18 protein-coding genes, 1 tRNA gene and 3 pseudogenes are annotated in these 22,523 nt (G+C 65.2%); 7 read left to right on the forward strand and 15 right to left on the reverse strand.

Translation table 11 applies throughout. The features are described from left to right. Positions 1-469 precede the first annotated feature (469 nt). Positions 470-562, forward strand: a tRNA-Ser gene (locus ACETMP_RS08945). A 137-nt stretch (positions 563-699) separates the two neighbouring features. Here the strand turns inward: ACETMP_RS08945 and ACETMP_RS08950 are convergent. The 9 genes and pseudogenes from ACETMP_RS08950 to ACETMP_RS08990 all read right to left on the reverse strand — a co-directional run bounded on the left by ACETMP_RS08950 (position 700) and on the right by ACETMP_RS08990 (position 9,016). Then, positions 700-909, reverse strand: a complete 210-nt coding sequence (locus tag ACETMP_RS08950) for a hypothetical protein (RefSeq protein ID WP_375160652.1) — start codon at positions 907-909, stop codon at positions 700-702. 95 nt (positions 910-1,004) lie between these two features. Continuing rightward, a complete protein-coding gene (locus ACETMP_RS08955; protein ID WP_375160653.1) occupies positions 1,005-1,271 on the reverse strand; it encodes a hypothetical protein in 267 nt (88 codons plus the stop codon). Positions 1,272-2,848: 1,577 nt separating this feature from the next. After that, positions 2,849-4,333 (reverse strand): Asp-tRNA(Asn)/Glu-tRNA(Gln) amidotransferase subunit GatB, encoded by a 1,485-nt coding sequence (gatB, locus tag ACETMP_RS08960; RefSeq protein WP_028135946.1) that lies wholly within the window; start codon positions 4,331-4,333, stop codon positions 2,849-2,851. Continuing rightward, complete coding sequence (locus ACETMP_RS08965) at positions 4,330-4,635, reverse strand: hypothetical protein (protein WP_375160654.1); 306 nt, start codon at positions 4,633-4,635, stop codon at positions 4,330-4,332. Before ACETMP_RS08965 ends, gatB begins: the two co-directional genes overlap by 4 nt. Next, entirely contained in the window at positions 4,626-6,101 is a 1,476-nt protein-coding gene (gatA, locus tag ACETMP_RS08970; protein ID WP_257180129.1) for an Asp-tRNA(Asn)/Glu-tRNA(Gln) amidotransferase subunit GatA, read from the reverse strand. Before gatA ends, ACETMP_RS08965 begins: the two co-directional genes overlap by 10 nt. Then, positions 6,098-6,322 carry a hypothetical protein gene (locus ACETMP_RS08975; RefSeq protein WP_126258562.1) on the reverse strand — a complete coding sequence of 75 codons (225 nt, stop codon included), beginning with the start codon at positions 6,320-6,322 and terminating at the stop codon, positions 6,098-6,100. Before ACETMP_RS08975 ends, gatA begins: the two co-directional genes overlap by 4 nt. 24 nt (positions 6,323-6,346) lie before the next feature. Continuing rightward, positions 6,347-6,634: an Asp-tRNA(Asn)/Glu-tRNA(Gln) amidotransferase subunit GatC gene (gatC, locus tag ACETMP_RS08980; protein WP_025036738.1), complete on the reverse strand. Its 288-nt coding sequence runs from the start codon at positions 6,632-6,634 to the stop codon at positions 6,347-6,349. A gap of 138 nt (positions 6,635-6,772) precedes the next feature. Next, positions 6,773-7,848: pseudogene (locus ACETMP_RS08985) on the reverse strand (NAD(P)H-dependent flavin oxidoreductase). Positions 7,849-8,038: 190 nt separating this feature from the next. Further along, the gene (locus tag ACETMP_RS08990; RefSeq protein WP_375160655.1) at positions 8,039-9,016 is read right to left on the reverse strand and encodes an NAD(P)H-dependent flavin oxidoreductase; all 978 of its coding nucleotides are present in this window, start codon (positions 9,014-9,016) and stop codon (positions 8,039-8,041) included. Between the two features lie 99 nt (positions 9,017-9,115). Here ACETMP_RS08990 and ACETMP_RS08995 point away from each other — a divergent pair, with 99 nt between their 5' ends. Together ACETMP_RS08995 and ACETMP_RS09000 are read left to right on the forward strand one after the other, a co-directional pair. Next, complete coding sequence (locus ACETMP_RS08995; protein WP_028135939.1) at positions 9,116-10,006, forward strand: LysR family transcriptional regulator; 891 nt, start codon at positions 9,116-9,118, stop codon at positions 10,004-10,006. Between the two features lie 184 nt (positions 10,007-10,190). Next, positions 10,191-11,126, forward strand: coding sequence for a cyclase family protein (locus tag ACETMP_RS09000; protein ID WP_375160656.1), 936 nt, complete (start codon positions 10,191-10,193; stop codon positions 11,124-11,126). 107 nt (positions 11,127-11,233) lie between these two features. Here ACETMP_RS09000 and ACETMP_RS09005 read toward each other — a convergent pair whose 3' ends face one another. Both ACETMP_RS09005 and ACETMP_RS09010 read right to left on the reverse strand, forming a co-directional pair. Beyond that, positions 11,234-13,387, reverse strand: coding sequence for a DNA/RNA non-specific endonuclease (locus tag ACETMP_RS09005; protein WP_375160657.1), 2,154 nt, complete (start codon positions 13,385-13,387; stop codon positions 11,234-11,236). A 344-nt stretch (positions 13,388-13,731) separates the two neighbouring features. Further along, positions 13,732-13,944, reverse strand: coding sequence for a hypothetical protein (locus tag ACETMP_RS09010; RefSeq protein ID WP_028135937.1), 213 nt, complete (start codon positions 13,942-13,944; stop codon positions 13,732-13,734). A 45-nt stretch (positions 13,945-13,989) separates the two neighbouring features. Here ACETMP_RS09010 and ruvX point away from each other — a divergent pair, with 45 nt between their 5' ends. After that, positions 13,990-14,469, forward strand: a complete 480-nt coding sequence (gene ruvX, locus ACETMP_RS09015) for a Holliday junction resolvase RuvX (RefSeq protein ID WP_028135936.1) — start codon at positions 13,990-13,992, stop codon at positions 14,467-14,469. A gap of 3 nt (positions 14,470-14,472) precedes the next feature. Then, complete coding sequence (locus tag ACETMP_RS09020; protein WP_375160658.1) at positions 14,473-15,396, forward strand: AEC family transporter; 924 nt, start codon at positions 14,473-14,475, stop codon at positions 15,394-15,396. On the opposite strand, the gene ACETMP_RS09025 is transcribed toward ACETMP_RS09020, so the two are convergent. From ACETMP_RS09025 to ACETMP_RS09040, 4 genes and pseudogenes are all read right to left on the reverse strand, one after another. Beyond that, complete coding sequence (locus ACETMP_RS09025) at positions 15,393-16,157, reverse strand: lysostaphin resistance A-like protein (RefSeq protein WP_375160659.1); 765 nt, start codon at positions 16,155-16,157, stop codon at positions 15,393-15,395. The genes ACETMP_RS09020 and ACETMP_RS09025 overlap by 4 nt on opposite strands. Positions 16,158-16,233: 76 nt before the next feature. After that, positions 16,234-17,878: pseudogene (locus ACETMP_RS09030) on the reverse strand (acyl-CoA dehydrogenase family protein). A gap of 20 nt (positions 17,879-17,898) precedes the next feature. Beyond that, positions 17,899-18,672: a M15 family metallopeptidase gene (locus ACETMP_RS09035; RefSeq protein ID WP_375160660.1), complete on the reverse strand. Its 774-nt coding sequence runs from the start codon at positions 18,670-18,672 to the stop codon at positions 17,899-17,901. Beyond that, complete coding sequence (locus ACETMP_RS09040; RefSeq protein ID WP_375160661.1) at positions 18,669-20,063, reverse strand: caspase family protein; 1,395 nt, start codon at positions 20,061-20,063, stop codon at positions 18,669-18,671. The genes ACETMP_RS09035 and ACETMP_RS09040 overlap by 4 nt, the downstream gene beginning before the upstream one ends. Before the next feature lie 169 nt (positions 20,064-20,232). Between ACETMP_RS09040 and ACETMP_RS09045 the strand changes: the two genes are divergently transcribed. Then, positions 20,233-21,180 (forward strand): aspartate carbamoyltransferase catalytic subunit, encoded by a 948-nt coding sequence (locus tag ACETMP_RS09045; RefSeq protein ID WP_028135931.1) that lies wholly within the window; start codon positions 20,233-20,235, stop codon positions 21,178-21,180. 5 nt (positions 21,181-21,185) lie between these two features. Further along, a pseudogene (locus ACETMP_RS09050) lies at positions 21,186-22,484 on the forward strand (dihydroorotase); the annotation flags it as partial. Between the last annotated feature and the right edge of the window lie 39 nt (positions 22,485-22,523).

Here is a 22,523-nt window from a genome sequence, read left to right on the forward strand (position 1 = left end):
CCGTCGCTCAGTCACAATTACCGAACGTCCTTGCACACACAACAACAGAACGCTTCCAAACGGGCCGAGGGAGCTGGTTTTCCGCCGGGTGTTGCACAAATAACACGCAGATGTGATCACAGCGGCCTCGCAACATATTGTTTTTATTGATCTTTTTGAAGCGGTTCCATTTGCCACCAAAACTCCTCACTTGAGGCGCCGGGGACCGGGCACTGCGCGATGCAGCTCAGATGGAAGCGCGAATCGTAGAATCGGACCGAGACTCAAAGGCCGGAAACGCAGCACCTCAACGGGCCTGCCCCACCCCGACGACCACCCGGCAATCCAGCCACGCCTCTATATAAAGGCCCGTCTTGAGATGGTGCCCGACAGCAAACCGCCCGTTTCCAAGATCGCTGGGAATATTCGAGCGAAAGCACACGCTTCCAAATTGACCGGCCCAAGCAATTAGATGCATAAGGCTCGCACCGGAGAGGTGGCCGAGTGGCTGAAGGCAACGCTTTGCTAAAGCGTCATACGGTCTCAAGCTGTATCGAGGGTTCGAATCCCTCCCTCTCCGCCACCCAGCGGCAGAATCAATCAAGGTCGGTGCGTTCTTTCACCTGAAAGCGACCGTGAGACCGGTGCGAAAGCCTGGCAAGGATCGGCGCGGCTGCATTCATCCCGATTTGCACTGACTTTATATGTGTGCGTCCGCGTCTAGCGGTGGAACCGCCAGATCCGCCAATGCGAGGGCGAAATCAGCACGGCTTCATCGGCCCAGACGTTGAACCAGACGCCGGACCGGCGTCGGCAGGGGAACGACCAGGGCAGAATCCCGGTCTTGTGCGGACGTCCGAGTTCCAGATCGCACTCGTCGGGCGCGATTTGAATCGGCAGCCATTGTCCATTCGTGTCGGGCTCGCTCATGCCGCTCGGGTCTTATGTGGCGGCACGACGAAGGAACTTGATTCAGCGCAACCAGGCCCACCCGTGCGAACACGGGTGTGGATGCGAGTCTCAATTCAATGGGCGGAAACCCAAGCCCGCGCCTCGCGCTGCGCGGCGGCGATCTCGGCATCCGACATCTGCCCGGCAATCTCCTGGCGCAGCGCCACGGCGTCCTTGCGGCCCTTCAGCGCGGCGAGATTGAACCATTTGTGCGCGGCGACGAGATCGACGAGGCCGGAGCGGCCGCTCGCCCAATAGATGCCGCGCTCGAACAGCACGTCCGACAACGCGCTCGCGTCGACCGGCGTTGCCGTCTCCATATCGAAAGTACCCTGAAACATAACGCATCCCCTTTGTTCTTATGCCGCCTCGTCCCCCGAGCGCGGCTCCCGTCCAACTCTGATGTGCATGACCCTTCCCGGGATCGTGCACCGTTCAACTCATCCCCAAGGCTTGCTGCCCATTGCCGTTTGCCGGCTTGTTGGAGCGATGATGGCGGGCAAATTTGAATGGCAGTTTAAGTATCGCGATGAAGCAGACGTAAACGCGCCCGCGCGACGCCCACGCGGGGATTTCAAGAAGTCCCTGATTCGCAGGCACTTCTGCGATTCTGTCAGATTCCGTTTACTGAAGGATTTTGGGACATCGATAACCATCGCGCGCTGTGGGGCGCGTCGTGTGGCATCGATCCTCGCTGTCGTCACCCGCGGCCCGGCCGCGCCAGGCTTCGCCGGACTTGCAGTTCCGTGACGCCGAAGCTTCGGCGAAGGCGGCAGGCGGACGATTCAGGATTCCAGAGAGGGTACGGCGTGCCGGAAGGCCCGGCCGGCGACGGGCGACGACACCGGGCAACGACACCGGGATTGGAGAAGCGAGCGCGCAAGCAGCGCGCCATCAATCCGCGGCCCCTCGCCTGCTCCAGGCTGCGCAGCCGTGGCAGTGCGATCGCCTCGCGTATCAGATCAGCAATGTCGGGAATGGGAATGCCGGCAATACCCCGGCCTCAGGAGAACGAGGGCGTCGGCGAACACGTCAGGACCAGATTTCACGTTGACCCGAAGGCTGCCTGTGAAATTGCGGAGCCCCTTTCCGGAGAGCCGCACCGAACGAAGAAAACTCGTTTCTTCTGCCGGACCGTCAAAGCGAACGATCCGACCGTTGACCTGATGTCTCGCCGACACCCTCTATCGTCGATCAGAACCTCGATGAGGCGCTGATGACGTGCCGGCTAGGAGCCGGCAACTTCAGAAGTCGAAGTTACTTCTTCTTCTTGGCGACCTTGCGGGTCTTCTTCGCAGTCTTCTTCACTGCGCTCTTCGCCTTCTTCGCCTTCTTCGCTTTCTTGGCCATGTTGCCCTCCGATGTGTGAGATGGCTTTAATCGCTGCGTGCACTCGGGGATCGAATGCACTTCATCCCGAATACACCAACACAAAGAAAAAAACAGCGTCTCGCTTAAAGAAGTGTTGACGACGCAACGCGCGTGCGCTTGGCGAGCGCGATGCAAGCGCACTGCCCGACGCGTGCGATCGACCGCAGGGAGTGCTCGCAACATCGATGTTCGCAGCACATGCGATTGCAGAAAAACACTATGCAGCAAGTATTTTCCTGCACGCACGCATCGCACGCGATCGTCGCGATGACGGACGTCGGCAATCTCGCGATCACCTCGCAAAGGCGCTTCGCGGACTCTGAGTCGCGAATTTTGGCAACGAAAATATTTTCATGCTTAACGGCGCGAGCGCTCGTCGAAGCGTGCGCGAGACGCCGTTTTGCGCGAATCGCGTCACGGCGATTCGGTCGTCACATCGCCGCCGATCGGGATGAAGCTTGCCGCCGAGGATGCGTGCGAACGTCGCATCGAGGAACGAAAGCGAGGTGACGAGACTTGTCCGTCACCTCGCTCGAACGCGCGGGTGTCAGACGCCGAGCTTGGACTTGAGCAGGTCGTTGACGCTCTGCGGGTTGGCCTTGCCGCCGGATGCCTTCATCACCTGGCCGACGAACCAGCCGAGCGACTGCGGCTTGTCCTTGACCTGCGCGGCCTTGTCGGGATTGGCCGCGATGATGTCGTCGACAACCTTTTCGATCGCCGAGAGGTCAGTGACCTGCTTCATGCCGCGACTTTCGACCAGTGCACGGGGATCGCCGCCTTCCTGCCAGACGATCTCGAACAGATCCTTGGCGATCTTGCCAGAGATCGTGCCCTCGCCGATCAGATCGACGATCGCAGCCAGCTGCTCGGCGCTCACCGGGGAGCCCGTAATATCCCGGCTTTCCTTGTTGAGACGGCCGAACAGCTCGTTGATCACCCAGTTCGCCGCCATCTTGCCGTCGCGCGCACGGTTGCCGAGCTTGTCCAGCACGGTCTCGTAGAACACCGCGCTCTCGCGCTCGGCAACGAGCACGCTCGCATCATAGGCCGACAGGCCGAAGTCGGCGACGAAGCGCATCTTCTTCTGGTCCGGCAGCTCGGGCAGCTCAGCCTTCAGCTCATCGACGTAGCCCTGCGAGAACTCCAGCGGCAGCAGGTCGGGATCGGGGAAGTAGCGGTAGTCATGCGCCTCTTCCTTGGAGCGCATCGAGCGCGTCTCGCCCTTGTTGGGATCGTAGAGCCGCGTCTCCTGATCGATCTGGCCGCCCTCCTCCAGGATCTCGATCTGGCGCCGCGCCTCGTACTCGATCGCCTGGCCGATGAAGGTGATCGAGTTCATGTTCTTGATCTCGCAGCGGGTGCCGAGCGGCCCGCCCGGCTTTCGCACCGAGACATTGACGTCGGCGCGCAAGGATCCCTTCTCCATGTCGCCGTCGCAGGTGCCGAGATAGCGCAGGATCGAGCGCAGCTTGGTCACGTAGGCCTTGGCCTGCTCGGCATCGCGGATGTCGGGCTTGGAGACGATCTCCATCAACGCCACGCCGCAGCGGTTGAGGTCGACATAGGACATGGTCGGCGACTGGTCGTGCAGCAATTTGCCGGCATCCTGCTCCAGATGCAGCCGCTCGATACCGATGGTGGCCACCTTGCCGCCGTCGAGTTCAACGACGACCTCGCCCTCGCCGACGATCGGCGACTTGTACTGGCTGATCTGGTAGCCTTGCGGCGAGTCCGGATAGAAATAGTTCTTGCGGTCGAACACCGAGCGCAGATTGATCGCGGCGTTGAGGCCGAGCCCGGTTCGGACAGCCTGCCTGACGCACTCCTCGTTGATGACGGGCAGCATGCCCGGCATCGCCGCATCGACCAGCGAGACATGGCTGTTGGGCTCGCCGCCGAACTCGGTCGAGGCCCCGGAGAACAGTTTCGACTGCGAGGTGACCTGGGCATGGACCTCCATGCCGATCACGACTTCCCAGTCGCCGGTCTGGCCCTTGATCAGTTTTCCCTGTCTGACAGACGCGTTCATGATTTTCCATCCCCGAGCAGCGCGGAAACCATCCGCTCCCACTCCGCTTCCAATGAATCCTTCGCCACCGGCCGGCCTGCCTGGCGGTACCAGTAGCCGGCATTGCCGAGATCGCCTTCGACGCGGTGCAGATAAGCGTGCACCCAGGCGGCGTCGCGGCTACTTTCGTCCTGAACGATCTGGTGCGCGCGGTCCCAGTCGCCCTTGGCGGCCCACCAGAGACCTCTGAGCGGCGCGTTCAGGTCCGGCGCAGGCGCCGCGCCGTTGAGGCTCGCGATGAAATCGGCGACATTCACCACCACCTCGTCGGCGTGAAGCGGCCGGCGGCCTGCTCGATCACCTCGCCGAGCGAGAACAGCGTCTCCTCGTCGAAGGGACGGCCGATCAGCTGCAGGCCGAGCGGCAGGCCTTGCGCGTCCTTGCCGGCGGGCACGGCGATGCCGGGCAGGCCCGCCATGTTCACGGTCACCGTGAAGATGTCGTTGAGATACATCTCGACCGGATCGGCGCCGCCCTTCTCGCCGATGCCGAAGGCGGCCGACGGCGTCGCGGGGGTGAGGATCGCGTCGACGCCCCTCGCGAAGCAATCCTCGAAATCCTTCTTGATCAGCGTGCGCACCTTCTGCGCACGCAGATAATAGGCGTCGTAATAGCCGGCCGAGAGCACGTAGGTGCCGATCATGACGCGGCGCCGCACTTCCGCGCCAAACCCTTCCGCGCGGGTGTTCTCGTACAGCTCGATGACGTTCTTGCCCTGCTCGCGCAGGCCGTAGCGGACGCCGTCATAGCGCGCGAGGTTTGAGGACGCCTCCGCCGGCGCCACGATGTAATAGGCCGGCAGCGCGTACTTGGTGTGCGGCAGCGACACCTCGACCAGCTCGGCACCCGCCGCCTTCAGCCAGGCCGCCCCCTCTTCCCAGAGTTTCTCGATCTCGGCCGGCATGCCGTCGAGACGATACTCCTTGGGGATGCCGATCCTCATGCCCTTCACGGACTTGCCGATCGCAGCCTCGTAATCCGGCACCGCGATATCCACCGAGGTGGTGTCCTTCGGATCGTGTCCGGCCATCGAGCGGAGCAGCATCGCCGCATCGCGCACGCTGCGCGCGATCGGCCCGGCCTGGTCGAGCGAGGAGGCAAAGGCGACGATGCCCCAGCGCGAGCAGCGGCCATAGGTCGGCTTGATGCCGACGGTCGCGGTGAACGCCGCCGGCTGGCGGATCGAGCCGCCGGTGTCGGTCGCGGTCGCACCCATGCACAGCAACGCCGCCACGGCCGAGGCCGAGCCGCCGGACGAGCCGCCCGGCACCAGCGTCGTGTTGCTGCCCTCGCGCCGCCAGGGATTGCCGACCGGGCCGAAGCACGAGGTCTCGTTGGCCGAGCCCATCGCGAACTCGTCGTTGTTGAGCTTGCCGAGCATCACGGCGCCGTCGCGCCACAGCTGCGACGTGACGGTCGATTCGTAGGTCGGCACGAAATTACCGAGGATCTTCGAGCACGCCGTGGTCCGCACGCCCTTGGTCGCGAACAGATCCTTGATACCGAGCGGAATGCCGGCGAGCGGGCCGACATCGCCCTTGGCGATCTTCTCGTCCGCGGCCTTCGCCATGCTGCGCGCCTGGTCCGGCGTCTCCATCACGAAGGCGTTGAGCACGCGCGCAGCTTCGATCGCGGAAAGATGCGCGTCGGTCAGCTCGAGGGACGTGAAAGTCTTGTCGGCGAGACCCTTGCGGGCCTCGGCGAGCGTCAGCGATGTCAAATCGGTCATTTATTGATCGGGCTGCAGAAGAACGGAGACAGGGTCTTGTCGTTGGCCGGGTCGTCTTGCATGACGTTTTTCTTGGCCGCGGCATTCGCGGCGGCCTCGATCTCGTCGAGCACGGCATTGACGGCGACATTGGGATCGGCGGCCTTGCCCTGCCGCTCCATCTTGTCGAGGTAATTCATGTAGGCCTGATAGGCCTTCTCATCGTCGCAAAGCAGACACATCGGACCACGTCCTGGATAGAAGACTTACTCCACGACCTTCGGCACGAGGAAGAAGTGCCCCTCGGTCGCGGGCGCGTTGGCGACAATATCGTCGGCGATGCCGCCGTCATCGACCACGTCCTGCCGCTTCTTCATCTGCATCGGGGTGACCGAGGTCATCGGCTCCACGCCCTCGACATTGACCTCCGAGAGCTGCTCGACGAAGGCGAGCATGGCGTTGAGCTCGCCCTGAAGATGCGGAACCTCGTCCTCGGAAACCGCAATGCGCGCCAGATGCGCGATGCGGCGGACGGTAGCGGCGTCGACGGACATTATATAAGGCCTCTCACGGCAAAACCCATGTGCCGTATAGCAGAGGCCGCTTTTGCGCCGCAACCGGCGCTAGCGCATGATCCGGAAAGTGCAAAGCGGTTTTCCGAAAAGATCATGCGCAAACAATAACCTGGAGACCTATCCGGCGAGCGCTTTCATGCGCTCCAGCGCCGATTTGGCAAGATCCGGGTCAATTCGGCCGCGGGGACCTCGCGGCCGAGGGCAATGGCCTGACCGGCCCAGAGATTGGTGAAATCCACCCGGCCCTGCTTTTCGGCAGCCGCCTTGAGCGGCCCCAGCGCGGTCGCGGCATGGGGAAAGGGCGGCGCATCCGGCGACACCGGGCCAGCCTCACGCATCAGCCGGTTCTGGACCCCGCGCGCCGGCCGGCCGGTCATCACATTGGTGATGACGGTGGACTCATCGCCCGCGTCGGCGAGCGCCTTGCGGCCGCCCGCGCTGACCTTCGATTCCGGACAGCGCAGATAGGCGCTGCCGATCTGCACGCCGGAGGCACCGAGCGCAAAGGCAGCGGCGATGCCGCGCCCGTCGGCAATGCCGCCGGCCGCGATCACCGGCACCTTCACGGCATCGACGACCTGCGGCACCAGCGCGAAGGTGCCGGGCTGCTCGGCGATCTTGTCGGTCAGGAACATGCCGCGATGGCCGCCCGCCTCAGCGCCTTGCGCGATCACGGCATCGACGCCGCGCTGTTCGAGCCAGACCGCCTCCTTCACCGTCGTCGCCGACGAGATCACGAGGCAGCCGGCAGCCTTCACCCGCTTGAGCAGCGCCTGCTCAGGCAGGCCGAAATGGAAGCTGACGACTTCCGGCTTCAGCTCCTCGACGACCTCGCAGAAGGCGCCATCGAACGGTGCGCGGTTCGCCGCCGCGATCGGCGCTGCGGGATCGAGACCGTGCTCGGCGTAATAGCCCGCGAGCCGCTGCTTCCAGCGCGTTTCGGCCCCCGCCGTGAGCTCGACCGGCGTGTGGCAGAAGAAGTTCATGTTGACCGGCGCCTTGACGCGCTGGCGGATCAGGGCAACCTGCTCGCGCGCCTTCTCCGGCGTGATCATCGCGCTCGGCAGCGAGCCGAGCGCGCCGCCCTGCGCCGCCGCAATCACCAGCTCCGCATCCATCACACCGGCCATCGGCGCCAGCACGATCGGAAACTCGGTCTTGAAAAGGTCGATCAGTCGACGGTCAGGCCACATGGTTGTTCTCTCTCGTTCTCTCTTACCCTCCCCTGGAGGGGGAGGGTCGGTTCGCATGTAGCGAAGCGAAATGCGAAGCGGGGTGGGGTGATCTCTCCACACGGGCACCGCCTCAATGGAGAGACTGTCACCCCACCCCGCTCGCGCTTCGCGCGATCGACCCTCCCCCTCCAGGGGAGGGTGAAGAATTCTACGCCGCTGTCACCGAGTTTCTGCGCCCGGCGAGCAACTGCTCCGCCTCCACCGCAATCCGCCCGACGATCTCGGCCGCCGGCGGGATATCATGAATCAGCCCGACCGCCTCGCCCGCGATCACGGCTGCGACATCGAAATTGCCGGCGGCCTTTGCCGCCGCATAATCGGCCGCGACTGCGGCGACATTCTGCATCAGCTCGACCTCGCGGCCGATCCAGCGCCTCGCGTGGTCGTTGACCAGGCACCGCCCGGTGAAGGGCGCCGGCCAGACATTGTTGCGCGAGAGATCGAAGATGATGCCGCGCACCGTCGAGCCGCTGTTCGCCGCACAGATGCGCCGCTTCGCCTCCTCAGCGCCGTCGGCCTCCCGGCTGGCATAGAAGCGTGTGCCGAGCAGCACGCCGCTTGCGCCCAGCATCATCATGGCGGCGAGCCCGCGCCCGTCGGCGATGCCGCCGGCCGCGACCGCCGGCACACGGCCGGCGGCAAGATCGACGATCGCCGGCACGAGATCGACGGTGGTGCGCGAGGCACCATGCCCGCCCGCCTCCGTTCCCTGCGCGACCAGGACGTCGGCGCCGGCCTCGAGCGCCTGCCGCGCCATCGCCTCGTCCTGCACCTGGCAGATCAGGCGCGCGCCGGCGGACTTGATCTTCGCTGCGAACGGCGCGGGATCGCCGAACGACAGCATGATCGCCGATGGCTTCGCGCCGAGCGCGATGTCGAGAAGCTCGGGCCGCTTGGCAAGGCTCCACGTGATGAAGCCGATGCCGAACGGCGCCCGCAGTTCGGCGAGCTTCGCAGTCTCCTGCTCCAGCCACGCTCGCTCGCCATAGCCACCGCCGAGAATGCCGAACCCGCCGGCGCGGCTCACAGCCGCGACCAGGCGGCTGCCGGCGACGACATCCATCGGCGCCAGCAAGATCGGATGCGCGATCTCCAGCAGCGTGGTCAGCGACGTCGTCATCGGCATGGCTTGTCCCCGATCTCTGGACAGCGAGACTAGGCGCGACTAGCATTCTCCAGAAATGAATTGTTGCGAACGCTGCCATCTCGAAAACGGAACGGCGCCATGGAACTCAGCGATCTCCAGACCTTTGCCACTGTGGCCCGCACCGGCGGCATCACCCGCGCCGCCGAGGAGCTGAACACGGTGCAGTCCAACGTCACTCAGCGCGTGAAGGCGCTGGAGGCGGAGATCGGCACGCCGCTGTTCGAACGCCACAGCCGCGGCATGACGCTGACCGGCGCCGGCAAGCGCCTCTTGCCTTACGCGCAACGGATGGCCGCGCTCTCACGCGAGGCCGCACTCGCCGCGCGGGACGATGGCGAGCCCAAGGGACCGCTTGCGATCGGCTCGATGGAAACGACCGCGGCGGTGCGGCTGCCGCCCCTGCTCGCCGAATTCCACCGCCGCTTTCCTGCCGTGCGGCTCTCCTTGCGCACGGCGCCGACCGCCGACCTCGTCGCAGCCGTGCTCGACGGTGCGCTCGACGGCGCCTTCGTCGCCGGCCCGATCGCGCATGCCGAGCTCATCGTGACGAGCGCGTTCCGCGAAGAGCTGGTGCTTGTGAGCGCGCGGCGCTGGGCTTCGCTTGCCGAGCTGCGCGCCGGCACGCCGGAATCCGGTCCGACCGCGCTGGTGTTCCGCACCGGCTGCACCTACCGCCAGCGACTCGAACAAGTGTTCGTCGAGTTCGGCTGGCCGTCGGCGGCGCGCTTCGAGCTCGGCACCCTCGACGGCATGATCGGCTGCGTCGCCGCCGACATGGGCGTGACGTTGCTGCCGCGCGCGGTCGTCGAGCGCAGCGCGATGAATGGCAGCATCACGATCCACGCGCTGAGCCCGGCGCATGCGCGCGTCGAGACGCTGTTCATCCACCGCCGCGCCGGACATCAAACCAGCGCACTGAGCGGTTTTGCCGACGGCCTGAAGAAGGACCACGACGTCATCGCCGCCTGAGGCGAGCGTTCCACTCCGCGAAATTCGTCACAAATCCATCGCGGAGTCCACGTCGCCTTCCGCGGCAACGCAGCACATCAAAAAGCTTTGAAGCCCGCAATCATTCTACGTTAGGATGAATGACTGGCCAGCGCAGAACCATAACGAAGCCAAACATCGGCAAGAACATCGGGAGGACTATCGAATGCGCAATACGCTCGTGTTGTGCTGTGTCGCCGTATTGTCGGCGATCTCAGGAACTGCAAGCGCACAGGACTGGACCAAATCGAAATGGGGGCCGAACGACGAGGTCGGCGCCGCTAACTACATGACGCCCGAGCTCGTGGTGAAGGCGGCGTCGCTGGTGAAGACCGGCAAGACCTACGCCCTTGGCATTCCCGTCACCTCGCAGACGCCCGCCTATCCGCCGCGCACCTACAAGATCACCGTGGTACAGCCGGGACAGGCCGGCAGCGCAGGACTTGGTCCGAACAAGGCCACCTATAACGATGACATCCTCGACACCTGGGTCGGCATCGGCAGCCAGCTCGACGGCCTCGGCCATCTCGGCGTCGAACATGTCTACTACAACGGTAACAAGCTCGCCGACTTCGCCGATCCCACCGGGCTGAAGAAGCTCGGCATCGAGAAGGTGCCGCCGATGGTCACCCGCGGCGTCCTGCTCGACATGGCCGCCTATTTCAAGACCGACGTGGTGAAGGAAGGCACCGCCTTCAACGTCAAGGAGATCGAGGAAGCCGCCAAGCAGCAGAACGTCGAGATCCGCCAGGGCGACGTCGTCATCTTCCACACCGGCTGGCTCAGCCTGCTCGGCAAGGACGACAAGCGCTATTCGGCCGGCGAACCCGGGCTCGGCGTCGAGGGGGCAAAATATCTGACTGGCAAGGGCGTCGTCGCCGTCGGCGCCGACACCTGGGGACTCGAGGTGCTGCCGTTCGAATCCAAGAACGTGTTCGAGGTGCACCAGATCCTGCTCGCGATGAACGGGACCTACATCCTCGAGAACATGGATACGGCCGCGCTGGCCCGCGACAAGGGTTATGAATTCCTGTTCGTGCTGGGACAGCCGCGCTGGACCGGCGGCGTGCAGGCGATGATCAACCCGATCGCGATCCGCTGACGCCGCGACGGGTCCGGAAGATCATCGGGTGAGGTCATGCGGTGTCTCTGCTGAGCATCGCTGCCCTCACCCGATTGCGCGTCGTTTCGCACCGTACGAGAAAGCCCCTATTTGAGCCGGATATCCTCATAAGACTCGATCCGCCGCGGGCCGACCGCGGTCGCCTCGTGCGAATCCGCATCAGCGAGATTGCCGAAATCGAGCTTGGTCAGTTTCGCGAGGTCCGCGATCGAGACCTGAAACACGCTGACGTCCTCCTCCGACATCCGCTCGCGCAGATCCACCTCCTGGATGCGGTCGATCTCCATGACCAGCTTTCGCTGGCTCATCAGGAAGGCCGCCGCCTTGAGCGCGTCGTCGTCCTCGTTGCGCCGGATCAGGATCTTCCAGAAATATTTCGGGATCTGGACGCCGCCGAAGCTCGGATCCTTGTGCGACCGGCCCGCCGGATTGGGCAGATCGGACCCGTCGGCGTCCGGCCCGTCGAACACAGGGCCGTTCATGACGATGCCCTTCTCCTCGCCTTCGAGCAGGACGTCACGGGTATAGTCCTCCAGTCCCGCCCAGAGCTGCTTGCCCTGGTTGAACGAGAAGAACTGCGGCGCGCAATTGGTGAAGTGGAAGGAATCGTCACCATGCTGCTTGGCCGCGGCGACGGTGTCGCCCCAGGTCGCATCCAAACGGCGCACGAGATGACCGCGGTCGAACGGATTCTTGCCGCGATCCGCCTCGAACGTGGCCTGCTTGCGGTAGAACTCGTCGCCGATCTGGGCGTCGTCGTCGATGCGCGGGTCGCGCAGCCAGGAATCGCCCTCGCGCTTGCCGACGTCCTGCTGCTTGCCGCCGTCGATATTGACGCAACTGAAGAAGGCCAGCCGGCGATCCTTGTTCATGACCACGCTGTAGTTGAAATATTTCAGCTCGGATTGCCTGGAGCTTCCCTTGAGCATCGCGATCCTGGATTTGAGAGAGGCCGGAATCTTCGGCAAGGGCACCGAGAATTTGCCGGTGCCGAGGAAATTCGCCTTGTACCCGGGACGCGATTTCAACGTGCTCTGATCGATATGCACGGCTTCCATCGGCAGGCCGTTGTTCGCGCTGATGTGCGGCAGCAGGCCGGCCGGGCGGGCGATCAAAGGCGCCCTGCCATTTGCCATGCCGCCGTTCGGCGCCCCTCCGTTGCCTCCCGCAGGTCCCGGCACGGGTGCGAGCGGCGCGAACGGGATGTCCTTTCTGAACATCGGCAACGGCACGCGGATCGGGACCACCAGCGAGCTCCCGTCGAGGGAGTGCTCGACCCAGACATTGGCGCCGAAGGCAGGCACGTCAGCCGGCGCCCGGACCTTCGCAGTCTCATGCCGGATCGGCGGCTCCTCCTCGTCCAGCACCGGCCTGATCAGGGGATGGGAGCCGACGGCAACCTTGAGATCGGCGACGATCGCGCTGATGCGGATGCCTTCGTTGGCGATCCAGTCGATCAGGGATTCGTCCATCGACGGCTTCCACACCTTGCCGTCCTTGGTCAGGGTGCGGCCCTGCGCATTCTTCCGGGGAACACCGCTGTGGTGCAACGCGACCACCTGCCAGAAGCGGTTGAACGCCGGCGAGCCCGACGAGCCTGCCGTCGTGTCGGTGTTGTACCAGAGGAAGTCGCCGACATATTTGAGCAGCTTGTTCTCGCGGACGCAGACCTGCTTCATCTGCCCGCTGGGATGCTGGATGATGGTGAGGTACTCGCCGGGGTCCGCCTTGCCGGGTGCGGCGCTGAGCGGCAGCCATCCGAAGTCCTCGAGCTCCTCCCCGCCTGACAGCGAGGTCGGCGCCACCGCGACCACCGAAAAATCCAGCCTGTCGTTGGTGTAGAAGAATCTGCCCGGCTCGAACCCGAACCGCACCGGCGCGCGCTCGTGCCCCGAGATGTCGAGCTCGTAGTTGAAGTCGCCGATCGAATTGGCCGCATCGGCCGGCTTGCCGAAGACATGATGGTTGGTCAGCAGCAGGCCCGGCCCGATCAGAAAGCCCGAGCCATAGCCGAGCAGGTTCGACTTGAGATCCCTGAGCTGGATGCGGCAGACCGGGCGCGAGGCGGCGGTCCCCTTGGCGAGATAATTGATGCTGTCGAGATCATTGCCCTGGATGATCCGCTCCAGGCCGATCTCGGCCTTCTCCATGTCCTGCGTCTCGGCCAGCAGCTGGCGCTGGCGCACGCGCATCTTTTCGACCGACATCTCGATCGGACCGTCGCCCAATTTCCGGTTCAAGGCTTCGGGTGAGAACTCGGCTTGCTTGAATCGCCTTTCTGAGCCCGCGATCAGGCTTGGCTTGATGAGCATCGTGACCTCTCAAATGACTGGGCGAATATGGGACGCGGTCGGGGCGCCAGAAAATTTGCGCCAAGGTTGCAGCGCGGTCGGATTGCGGGCCGCGGCCGATCGTTCTGGAAAATCGCGGGCATATACCCCGCACTACTCTAAACCTGCACATTCATTGACACGCAACCACAGGCATCATGCCACGGTCTGCGCGTCATCAGTGTGAGATTTGCCACAAATCATGGATGTCGCCGCCTGTCGCAATTTCGCGGGTCGTGGGGCCGTCGGACGGCCTACGGCCTGAGCTGCCACCGCCGCAGCGCCACGACAGCCCAGATCGCTTCGACCAGGCCGAACGGCCAGGCACCCTGGAGAAAACCGTAGGCCGAGCCGAGCGCGCAGGACGCGGCGAACAGCAGCACGAACCAGTGGCTGCGATCTTCCAGGGCGTAGGTGACCAGCATCGCCGAGACGGCGAACAGGCCGAATAATGTCAGCGCATCCATTGTTTCGGGTTCACTCCGCGGCGTGACGCGTGATATGCGCTACGCATGCCGGCTCTTATCCTGCCTCTCGTCGATGCTGCAACCCACTGGCCCGCGCGCGGCGCGCTGGTCGGGCTCGACCTCGGCACCAAGACCATCGGCGTTGCCGTGTCCGACCCGGACCGAAGACTGGCGACCGGCGTCGAGACGGTCCAGCGCACGCAATTCAAGCGGGACGCGGCCCGGCTGCTCGCGATTGCGGCGGAGCGCAAGGCGACCGGATTCGTGCTCGGCCTGCCCATCAACATGGACGGCAGCGAGGGCCCGCGCGCGCAATCCACCCGCGCCTTCGCCCGCAATCTCGCCGGTCTGACCGCGCTTCCCATCGGCCTGTGGGACGAGCGCCTCTCGACCGCGGCGGTCGAGCGCGAGCTGATCGGCATGGACGTCAGCCGCGCCAAGCGCGCCGAGGTGATCGACGAGCACGCCGCCATCTTCATCCTGCAAGGCGCGCTCGACCGTCTCGCCAATCTGCGCAACGGTTGACCCATGCCGGTCGTCATCGCGGCGCTGCTGCCGGTCTTCATCCTTATCGTGCTCGGCGTCGTGCTGAAGCGCAGCCTGATGCGGCTCGACACGCAATGGCACGGGCTGGAACAGCTGACCTATTTCGTGCTGTTCCCGATGCTGCTGATCCAGACGCTGGTGAAGGCCGACCTTTCCAAGGTACCGGTGGCCGGCGTCGGCGGCGCGCTTCTATTGGCGGCGCTGGCGATGTCGCTGCTGTGCCTCGCGCTGCGCCCCGCCCTGGCGCGGCTCGGCATCGGCGGCCCCGCCTTCACCTCGATCTTCCAGGGCGCGACGCGCTGGCAGACATTCGTGGCGCTGTCGATCGCCGCGAATTTGTTCGGCGATGTCGGGCTGGCGCTCGCCTCCGTGGCGATGGTGGCGATCATCCCCCTCGTGAACGTGTTCAGCGTCTCGGTGCTCGCTCGCTATGCATCGCCGGAAAAGCAATCCGGCCGCGCCATCGTCATCACTTTGGTGCGCAATCCCCTGATCTGGGCCTGCATCATCGGCCTTGCCCTCAATGTCACCCACCTGCCGCTACCAAAGCTCTGGCATGAGGTTGCAGACGCGCTCGGTAGTTCCTCGCTCGCCATCGGCCTGCTCGTCACCGGCGCGGGGCTGCATCTCGAAGGGCTCTTCCGTCCAAGCCTCGGCGCAGCCGTCGGCGTCGTTTTCAAGCTGGTGCTGATGCCCGCGCTCGCGATTGGGCTCGGTCTCTGGTTTGGGCTTTCCGGCAACAGCCTCGCGATCGTTGCGATCTGCTCCGCCGTTCCGACCTCGTCGAGCGCCTATGTCCTTGCCCGCCAGATGGGCGGCGACGCGCCGCTGCTGGCGCAGATCATCACGCTGCAGACGATCCTGGCGGCGATCACGATGCCGGTTGCGATCGCGCTGGTGGCCTAGCTCCCCAGCCACATCGTCAGCACCACCGCGGTCAGATTGTTCAGCGCGTGCAGCACGATGGTGAGCCAGAGCGAACCCGTGCGATGGCGCATGTAGCCGAACCAGAGGCCGATGGTGAGGACCTCGGCGAGGAAGTACATGTCGTATTGCAGGTGGACGATGGTCCAGACCAGCGACGACAGCAGGATCGCGCCCGGCACGCGCAGGAAGCTCGCCGACCAGCCGCGGTAGAGAAAGCCGCGTGCCAAGATCTCTTCCGACATCGGCGCGGCCACGCTGAAGGCAAACAGAAGCAGCAGCGCGGCGCCCTTGTCGCGGCCCGATTTCAACAGATCGGTCATGAAGCCCGGCGTCGCCTCGCGGCCGAGCGCGCGCGACATCGTCTCCCAGACCAGCACCAGCAGGATGAGCCCGACGGCACCGAACAGCAGCTGCTTCCAGGACGGCCAGTGCAGCGCGAGATAGTCGACGAAGGAGGCCTTCTTGAGGGCAATGGCGAGCCACACCGCCAGAAGCGTCGCCGGCAGGCCCATGATGACCGAGAGCGCGAGCGTCTGCGGCTCGCGGCCGACGACCTGGATCGAGGCGAGATCCATCGGCAGGCCGCGCTGCGCCGCCACCAGGACGACGGCGCCGATCTGTCCGACGAACATCGCGACGAAAATGAAGAGGCCCCACAGCGCCGTGCCCCAGAACTTCCAGACGCGCGGCGTCGCCGGCGTGATGGTCGGCGGCGGATGGTCGGGATTGAGGGAATCCATCAGGAGGCTTTCGTTGGAATTTCACCGTCATTCCGGGGCTATCCTTCGGATCGCCCCGGAATGACACATCAAGCACTCACGGCAGCGCCCGCTCCAGCAGCGCGCGCACCTCGCCGCTCTCCAGCTCGACGGCGCCGTACATGCTGGCGTGGCTGGTGGCGAGCCGGCTCGCCGCGAACAATTCGGCATTGCGCGGCGACACGCCGTTCAACGCCGCGGCCGCCGCCAGCAGCGCCAGCTTCTCGACGGCAAGCCGCGCGACGCGCTCACCGTCGGTGCGGCGGAAAGTCTTGCCGATGAAGCTGGCCGCCTCCCCCGCTCCCGGCAGACCCTTGGTCTCGGCCGCAAGCGCTTGCAGCACCGCCGTCGCGGCCTCCGGCTCGCGCGAGAGCGCGCGGAGCACGTCGAGGCACATCACGTTGCCCGAGCCTTCCCAGATCGCGTTGACCGGCGACTCCCGATAGTGCCGCGCCAAAATGCCGTCCTCGACATAGCCGTTGCCGCCGAGGCATTCCATGGCCTCATAGAGGAACGGCGGCGCGCTCTTGCAGGTCCAGTATTTGATCGCGGGCGTGAGCAGCCGCATATAGGCCGCCTCCGCCGCGTCGTGCGGGGTGCGATCGAAGGCGCGGCAGAGCCGCATCACCAGGGCCGTGCTGGCCTCGACATGCAGCGCCATGTCCGACAGCACCGACTGCATCAGCGGCTGATCGGCCAGATGCTTCTGGAACACGCTACGGTGACGGGCGTGATGCAGCGCATGCGCCAGCCCCGAGCGCATCAGGCCGACCGAGGCGATCGCGCAATCCTGCCGCGTCAGCTGCACCATCTGGATGATGGTGCGGATGCCCCTTGCCTTCCTCGCCGACCCTTTCGGCATAAGCGCCGGCGAACTCGACCTCGGACGAGGCGTTGGAGCGGTTCCCGAGCTTGTCCTTCAGCCGCTGGAACTGGATCGCGTTGACCGAACCATCCGGTGCAAAGCGCGGCATGAAGAAGCAGGTCAGGCCCTGCTCGGCCTGCGCCAGCACCAGGAAGGCATCGCACATCGGCGCCGACATGAACCATTTGTGGCCGGTGATGCGATAGGCCTCGCCATCGCGCACCGCGCGGCTCATGTTGGAACGCACGTCGGTGCCGCCCTGCTTCTCGGTCATGCCCATGCCGAGCGTCATGCCGCGCTTCTGCCACCACGGTGCGAAGCTCGGGTCGTAGCTCCTGGTCGACAGCACCGGCATCACCTTGCCCAGCAGGTCCGGCTGCATCGCCAGCGCGCCGACGGAGGCGCGCGTCATCGTGATCGGACAGAGGTGACCGGTCTCGACCTGGGCTGCCATGTAGAATTTCGCCGCACGAATGACCTCGGCGGCATCGCCCGCCGGTTTGCCGTTCGCGGTCCACGTCGAATTATGGATGCCGGCATGGGCGCTGTGCGCCATCAGCTCGTGATAGGCCGGGTGAAACTCGACCTGGTCGCGGCGATTGCCCTTGGCGTCGAAGCTGCGCAGCTTCGGCGTGTTCTCGTTCGCGAAGCGCCCGCGATCGGCCATCGCGGCCGAGCCCCATTGCCTGCCGAACTCGGAGAGCTCGCATTCCGCTGCCGCGCCGCCATTGGCCTTGACCGCCTCGACCAGCGGCCGATCCACGGCGAACAGGTCGATATCCTCGAACGGCGGTGACTGGTTGAAGACTTCGTGGGTCGCAAAGCTCGGCTGGGTCATCACGTTTCCTCGGCGCGAAATCAGTTCCGTCGCGGCTGGATCGGGAAATCATAGGCCGGCCCGCCGGCCCCAGGCAGGGAAAAATGCCACCACTCTTTCGAATAGTTCACAAAGCCTTGCCTGGCCATCGCCGCCACCAGCCGCTTGCGCCAGCTGCGTTGTTCCGCCGTGATCGACGGTGCCGCGGTATGGCCCTTCGTGTCGGTGCAGTCGTAGCCGGTCCCCATATCGACACTGCCTTCGGGTGCGCGCGCTTCGACCGGCGCTGTGCAATCGGCGTAGGTTCTCGACGGGTCGTATTTGGCGGAATTGTCAGCCTTCAGATCGACCAGCGTCAGATCGAGCGCCGCGCCGGTGGAATGCTGCGAACGGCTCGCGATGTAGCCGAGGCGGAACAGCTCGGTCTTGGGGATTTTGGGATTGTAACGCCGCTCGGCGGCGGTCTCGTGACCGTTCTGCGACCACTTGACCATGTCGAGCGAGGCCCGCGCCGGGCGGTAGCAGTCGAACATCTTGAGCGAGAGATTCTGTGCGGCCAGCTCCTGCTGCACCGCCTTCAGCCGCAGCCCGACCTCGCGCTTCACCACGCATTCACCGGCATTGTAGCCGGCCAGCGGCCGGCCGACGAAATTGTTCGAGGTGGCGTAGCGAATGTCCTGGATGATGCTGGGGTCGATGTCGCGCAGATAGACGAAATCGCCGGGCAAGCTCTGCGCCCGCGCCGGCGCGAGCACCGATATCGCAAGCAGCACACCGAGCGCCGCGCGCGCCGCGATTCCTGTCCTTGCGGTCATTGCACCGGATCCGAGCTGACCAGAAGCTTGGTGATCGCGGTGTCCGTGTATTTGTTGCCGGCCCAGACGTCGTCGATGATGAATTGCATCCAATGGGCCGTCACCGGCGGCCGCAATGTCAGCAATTGCGCCGACAGCCTGTCCTCGAGAATGAAGACCTGCGACTCGCCGCCGGAGAACAGCACCCGGATCTGACGAACCCTGTTGTTCTTGGAAAAGATGTCGGGATTCTTCTGGTAGCCGTTCTGCACATGGATCGACTTGACCCGCCGCGGGGCTTCGAACTCGACCGTGATCCATTCGCCGATGCCGTTGCCGGCTGCACCTTCGACCCAGGCCGTCCCCGTCGAGGCATCGAACAGGTTGGTCGCGCCGTATGAATTGCCGAATTGCGGCTTCAGCATCGAGCTGACGCAATAGGTCTCGAAGCCGCTGCGGGCGCAGCTTTCACCCGCCGCGGACGGACGCGGCGGACGCATCGTCGCGCGCTCCGCGACCGCGGGCTTTGCCGGCGGCTTCACCAGCATGCCTGCCACGCGCGACGTCGAGGGGGCCGCCTCCCAAAGATAGATGCGTCCGCCGAGCGTCTGGTCGTAATAGGCCGGCGTCTGCTCATGCGGTGCCGGTTGGCCGCCACCGTCCGTCGCGGTCAGCGCCAACGCCGCCACGCGCTCGCGCACCTCGACAGCGAGATCGCCGAGATGCAGCTCGGGCCGCTTCAGCTGCTCGATGAAGATCCGCGTGAACACCGAATTATTCGCGGTATCGCTGCTGCCGAGCTGGTCGAGCGCGGTCTGGCCGATCCCGGCCGAATAGAGCGTGAAGATGCCGCGCGCCGGCCGCGCATCCGCGAGCCCCCGCGTATTGCCGATCGACCGGCCGGCGGCGCGCGGAAACGGATTGTCACGGCAGGCGTCGATGATGACGAAGGCGACCCGCACTGCCTTTGCCTGGAGCTCTGCGAGCAAGTCAGGCTCGGCGATCGAGGCCCCCCGCACCCGCGCTTCAGCGCCTTCGCTCACGGCCGGAACATCGCTCGGCACCAGGTAGTTCACCCCCGCGATCGCCACACCGTGCCCCGCATAGAACACGGCCGCCGTGTCGCCCGGCGCGAGCCGCGCAGTGAAATCGGCGAGCCGGTCGATCATGCCCTGGCGGCCGAGATTGGTCCCCAGCACGATGTCGAATTGGAGTGCCCGCAGCGCGTCGGCAACGCTGGTCGCGTCATTGGCCGCCTTCTTCAATTGGCGGTCCGGCGGCAAGTTCGGATAGAGGTCGTTGCCGATCACGAGTGCGACGCGCTTCTCCGCCAGCGCCGGTGTCGCGATGCCGACGAGGCACACGGCCGCCAGCGCAGCGACATTGCGCGCCAGTCGATTGAAATACCGCATGCTCGTCATGATCCGGCCCGTGACGCAACGAATGGCACGAGTCTAGCGCAAAGCGGCAGCCCCGAACACAGGGCGGCGGCGCTCTGTTGCCCGCAAAGCACCGTGGATAAGTCCGCAGGCCGGATTTGAAGCTTGCTCCCCCGTCATCCCCCCTATAGCTCTGCTTTTAATGACATCGAAATCCACCTTCGTCCTCGGCCACCGCCATTTGCTGGGCATCGAGGGCCTGTCCGCGGCCGACATTACCGGCCTGCTCGACCTGTCCGAAGAATATGTCGAGCTCAACCGCCAGGTTGACAAGAAGCGCACCGTCCTGCGGGGACGGACGCAGGTGAACCTCTTCTTCGAGGCCTCCACCCGGACCCAATCCTCGTTCGAGCTCGCGGGAAAGCGGCTCGGCGCGGACGTCATGAACATGTCGGTCTCCTCCTCCTCGATGAAGAAGGGCGAGACCCTGATCGACACCGCGATGACGCTGAACGCGATGCATCCTGATATCCTGGTGATGCGCCATCACGCCTCCGGCGCGGTGGAACTGCTGGCACGCAAGGTTGACGGTTCCGTGATCAATGCCGGCGACGGCGCGCATGAGCATCCGACCCAGGCCCTGCTCGACGCCCTCACCATCCGCCGCAACAAGGGCCGGATCGAAGGGCTGGTGGTCGCGATCTGCGGCGACGTGCTGCATTCGCGCGTCGCCCGCTCCAACATCATCCTGCTCAACACGATGGGCGCCCGCGTCCGCGTGGTCGGCCCGACCACGCTGCTGCCGCCCGGCATCGAGCGGATGGGCGTCGAGGTCGCGCGCGACATGCGCGAGGGGCTCAACGGCGCGGACATCGTCATGATGCTGCGGCTGCAGCGCGAGCGCATGAACGGCTCCTTCGTGCCGTCGTCGTCGGAATATTTCCACTATTTTGGGCTCGACCAGAAGAAACTCGCCTACGCCAAGCCGGACGCGCTCGTGATGCATCCCGGCCCGATGAACCGCGGCGTCGAGATCGACTCGATCGTGGCCGACGGCGCGCAGTCCCTGATCCGCGAACAGGTGGAGATGGGCGTCGCCGTGCGCATGGCGGTGCTGGAAGCGCTCGCCCGCAACCTGCCGAACGCGTGATGCCGATGCTGATCGATCGCCGCCCCGTCCTGCTCGCCAACGCCCGCGTCGTCGATCCCTCCAGGGATTTCGACAGTGTCGGCGACGTCCTGATCGCCGACGGCACCATCCGCGAGACCCGCCGCGGCATCGGCGCGGCCGGCGTCCCTGAAGGCACCGACATCGTCAATTGCGCCGGCAAGATCGTCGCGCCCGGCCTCATCGACATGCGCGCCTTCGTCGGCGAGCCCGGCTTCAGCCATCGCGAGACCTTTGCCACCGCGAGCCAGGCGGCCGCGACCGGCGGCATCACCACCATCATCTGCCAGCCCGACACCTCGCCGGTGATCGACAATTCGGCGACCGTCGACTTCGTGATGCGCCGCGCCCGCGACACCGCGATCGTCAACATCCAGCCGATGGCGGCGCTCACCAAGGGCATGCTCGGCCAGGAGATGACCGAGTTCGGCCTGCTCAAGGCCGCGGGCGCCGTCGCCTTCAGCGATGCGGCCCGAAGCGTGACCAATGCGCAGGTGATGCGCCGCGCGCTGACCTACGCGCGCGATTTCGATGCGCTGATCGTGCACTTCACCGAGGACCCCGATCTCGTCGGCGAAGGCGTGATGAACGAAGGCGAGTTCGCCTCGCGGCTCGGCCTGATGGGTATCCCGAATGCCGCCGAGGCCGTCATGCTCGAACGCGACATGCGCCTCGTCGCTCTGACCGGGGGCCGCTATCACGCGGCCTCGCTGAGCTGCATCGATTCCCTCGACATCCTCCAGCGCGCCCGCGACGCCGGGCTCGCCGTCAGCGCCTCGGTCTCGATCAACCATCTGGCGCTGAACGAGAACGACATCGGCCCCTACCGGTCGTTCCTGAAGCTGTCGCCGCCGCTGCGCAGCGAGGACGACCGCCGGGCATTGGTGGCGGCGGTCGCCTCCGGCCTGCTCGAGGTCATCATGTCCGACCACAATCCGCAGGACGTCGAGGTCAAGCGGCTGCCGTTCGCCGAGGCCGCGCCCGGCGCTGTCGGTCTCGGGACCATGCTGCCGGCGGGCCTGCGGCTCGTGCACAATGGCGAGCTGGACCTGAAAACGCTGATCCGGGCGATGTCGACCCGCCCGGCCGAGCTGCTCGGCCTGCCTGGCGGAACCCTGCGCGCCGGCAGCCCGGCCGACGTCATCGTGATCGACCCCGATGTGCCCTGGGTGGTCGATCCCGCCGACCTCAAATCGCCCTGCAAGAACACCCCGTTCGACGAGGCCCGCTTTACAGGCCGCGTGGTGCGCACGATCGTCGGCGGCCGGACGGTGTACGAGCATGTTCGACCTGCGCGATCCCGCGACATTGAAATCCAGTCTTTG

It is taken from the genome of Bradyrhizobium dasycarpum (genome assembly GCF_042019905.1).
In the GTDB taxonomy this organism is placed as follows: Bacteria; Pseudomonadota; Alphaproteobacteria; order Rhizobiales; family Xanthobacteraceae; genus Bradyrhizobium; species Bradyrhizobium japonicum_B.

Coding starts and splice junctions, on each gene's coding strand:
- ACETMP_RS09035 (WP_375160660.1), bottom strand. CDS start 18,672: ATGACCGCAAGGACAGGAATCGCGGCGCGCGCGGCGCTCGGTGTGCTG.
- gatA (WP_257180129.1), bottom strand. CDS start 6,101: ATGACCGATTTGACATCGCTGACGCTCGCCGAGGCCCGCAAGGGTCTC.
- gatB (WP_028135946.1), bottom strand. CDS start 4,333: ATGAACGCGTCTGTCAGACAGGGAAAACTGATCAAGGGCCAGACCGGC.
- ACETMP_RS08995 (WP_028135939.1), top strand. CDS start 9,116: ATGGAACTCAGCGATCTCCAGACCTTTGCCACTGTGGCCCGCACCGGC.
- ACETMP_RS09020 (WP_375160658.1), top strand. CDS start 14,473: ATGCCGGTCGTCATCGCGGCGCTGCTGCCGGTCTTCATCCTTATCGTG.
- ACETMP_RS09040 (WP_375160661.1), bottom strand. CDS start 20,063: ATGCGGTATTTCAATCGACTGGCGCGCAATGTCGCTGCGCTGGCGGCC.
- ACETMP_RS09000 (WP_375160656.1), top strand. CDS start 10,191: ATGCGCAATACGCTCGTGTTGTGCTGTGTCGCCGTATTGTCGGCGATC.
- ACETMP_RS09045 (WP_028135931.1), top strand. CDS start 20,233: ATGACATCGAAATCCACCTTCGTCCTCGGCCACCGCCATTTGCTGGGC.
- ACETMP_RS08950 (WP_375160652.1), bottom strand. CDS start 909: ATGAGCGAGCCCGACACGAATGGACAATGGCTGCCGATTCAAATCGCG.
- ACETMP_RS09025 (WP_375160659.1), bottom strand. CDS start 16,157: ATGGATTCCCTCAATCCCGACCATCCGCCGCCGACCATCACGCCGGCG.
- ACETMP_RS09010 (WP_028135937.1), bottom strand. CDS start 13,944: ATGGATGCGCTGACATTATTCGGCCTGTTCGCCGTCTCGGCGATGCTG.
- ACETMP_RS08990 (WP_375160655.1), bottom strand. CDS start 9,016: ATGCCGATGACGACGTCGCTGACCACGCTGCTGGAGATCGCGCATCCG.
- ACETMP_RS08975 (WP_126258562.1), bottom strand. CDS start 6,322: ATGTGTCTGCTTTGCGACGATGAGAAGGCCTATCAGGCCTACATGAAT.
- ACETMP_RS08955 (WP_375160653.1), bottom strand. CDS start 1,271: ATGTTTCAGGGTACTTTCGATATGGAGACGGCAACGCCGGTCGACGCG.
- gatC (WP_025036738.1), bottom strand. CDS start 6,634: ATGTCCGTCGACGCCGCTACCGTCCGCCGCATCGCGCATCTGGCGCGC.
- ruvX (WP_028135936.1), top strand. CDS start 13,990: ATGCCGGCTCTTATCCTGCCTCTCGTCGATGCTGCAACCCACTGGCCC.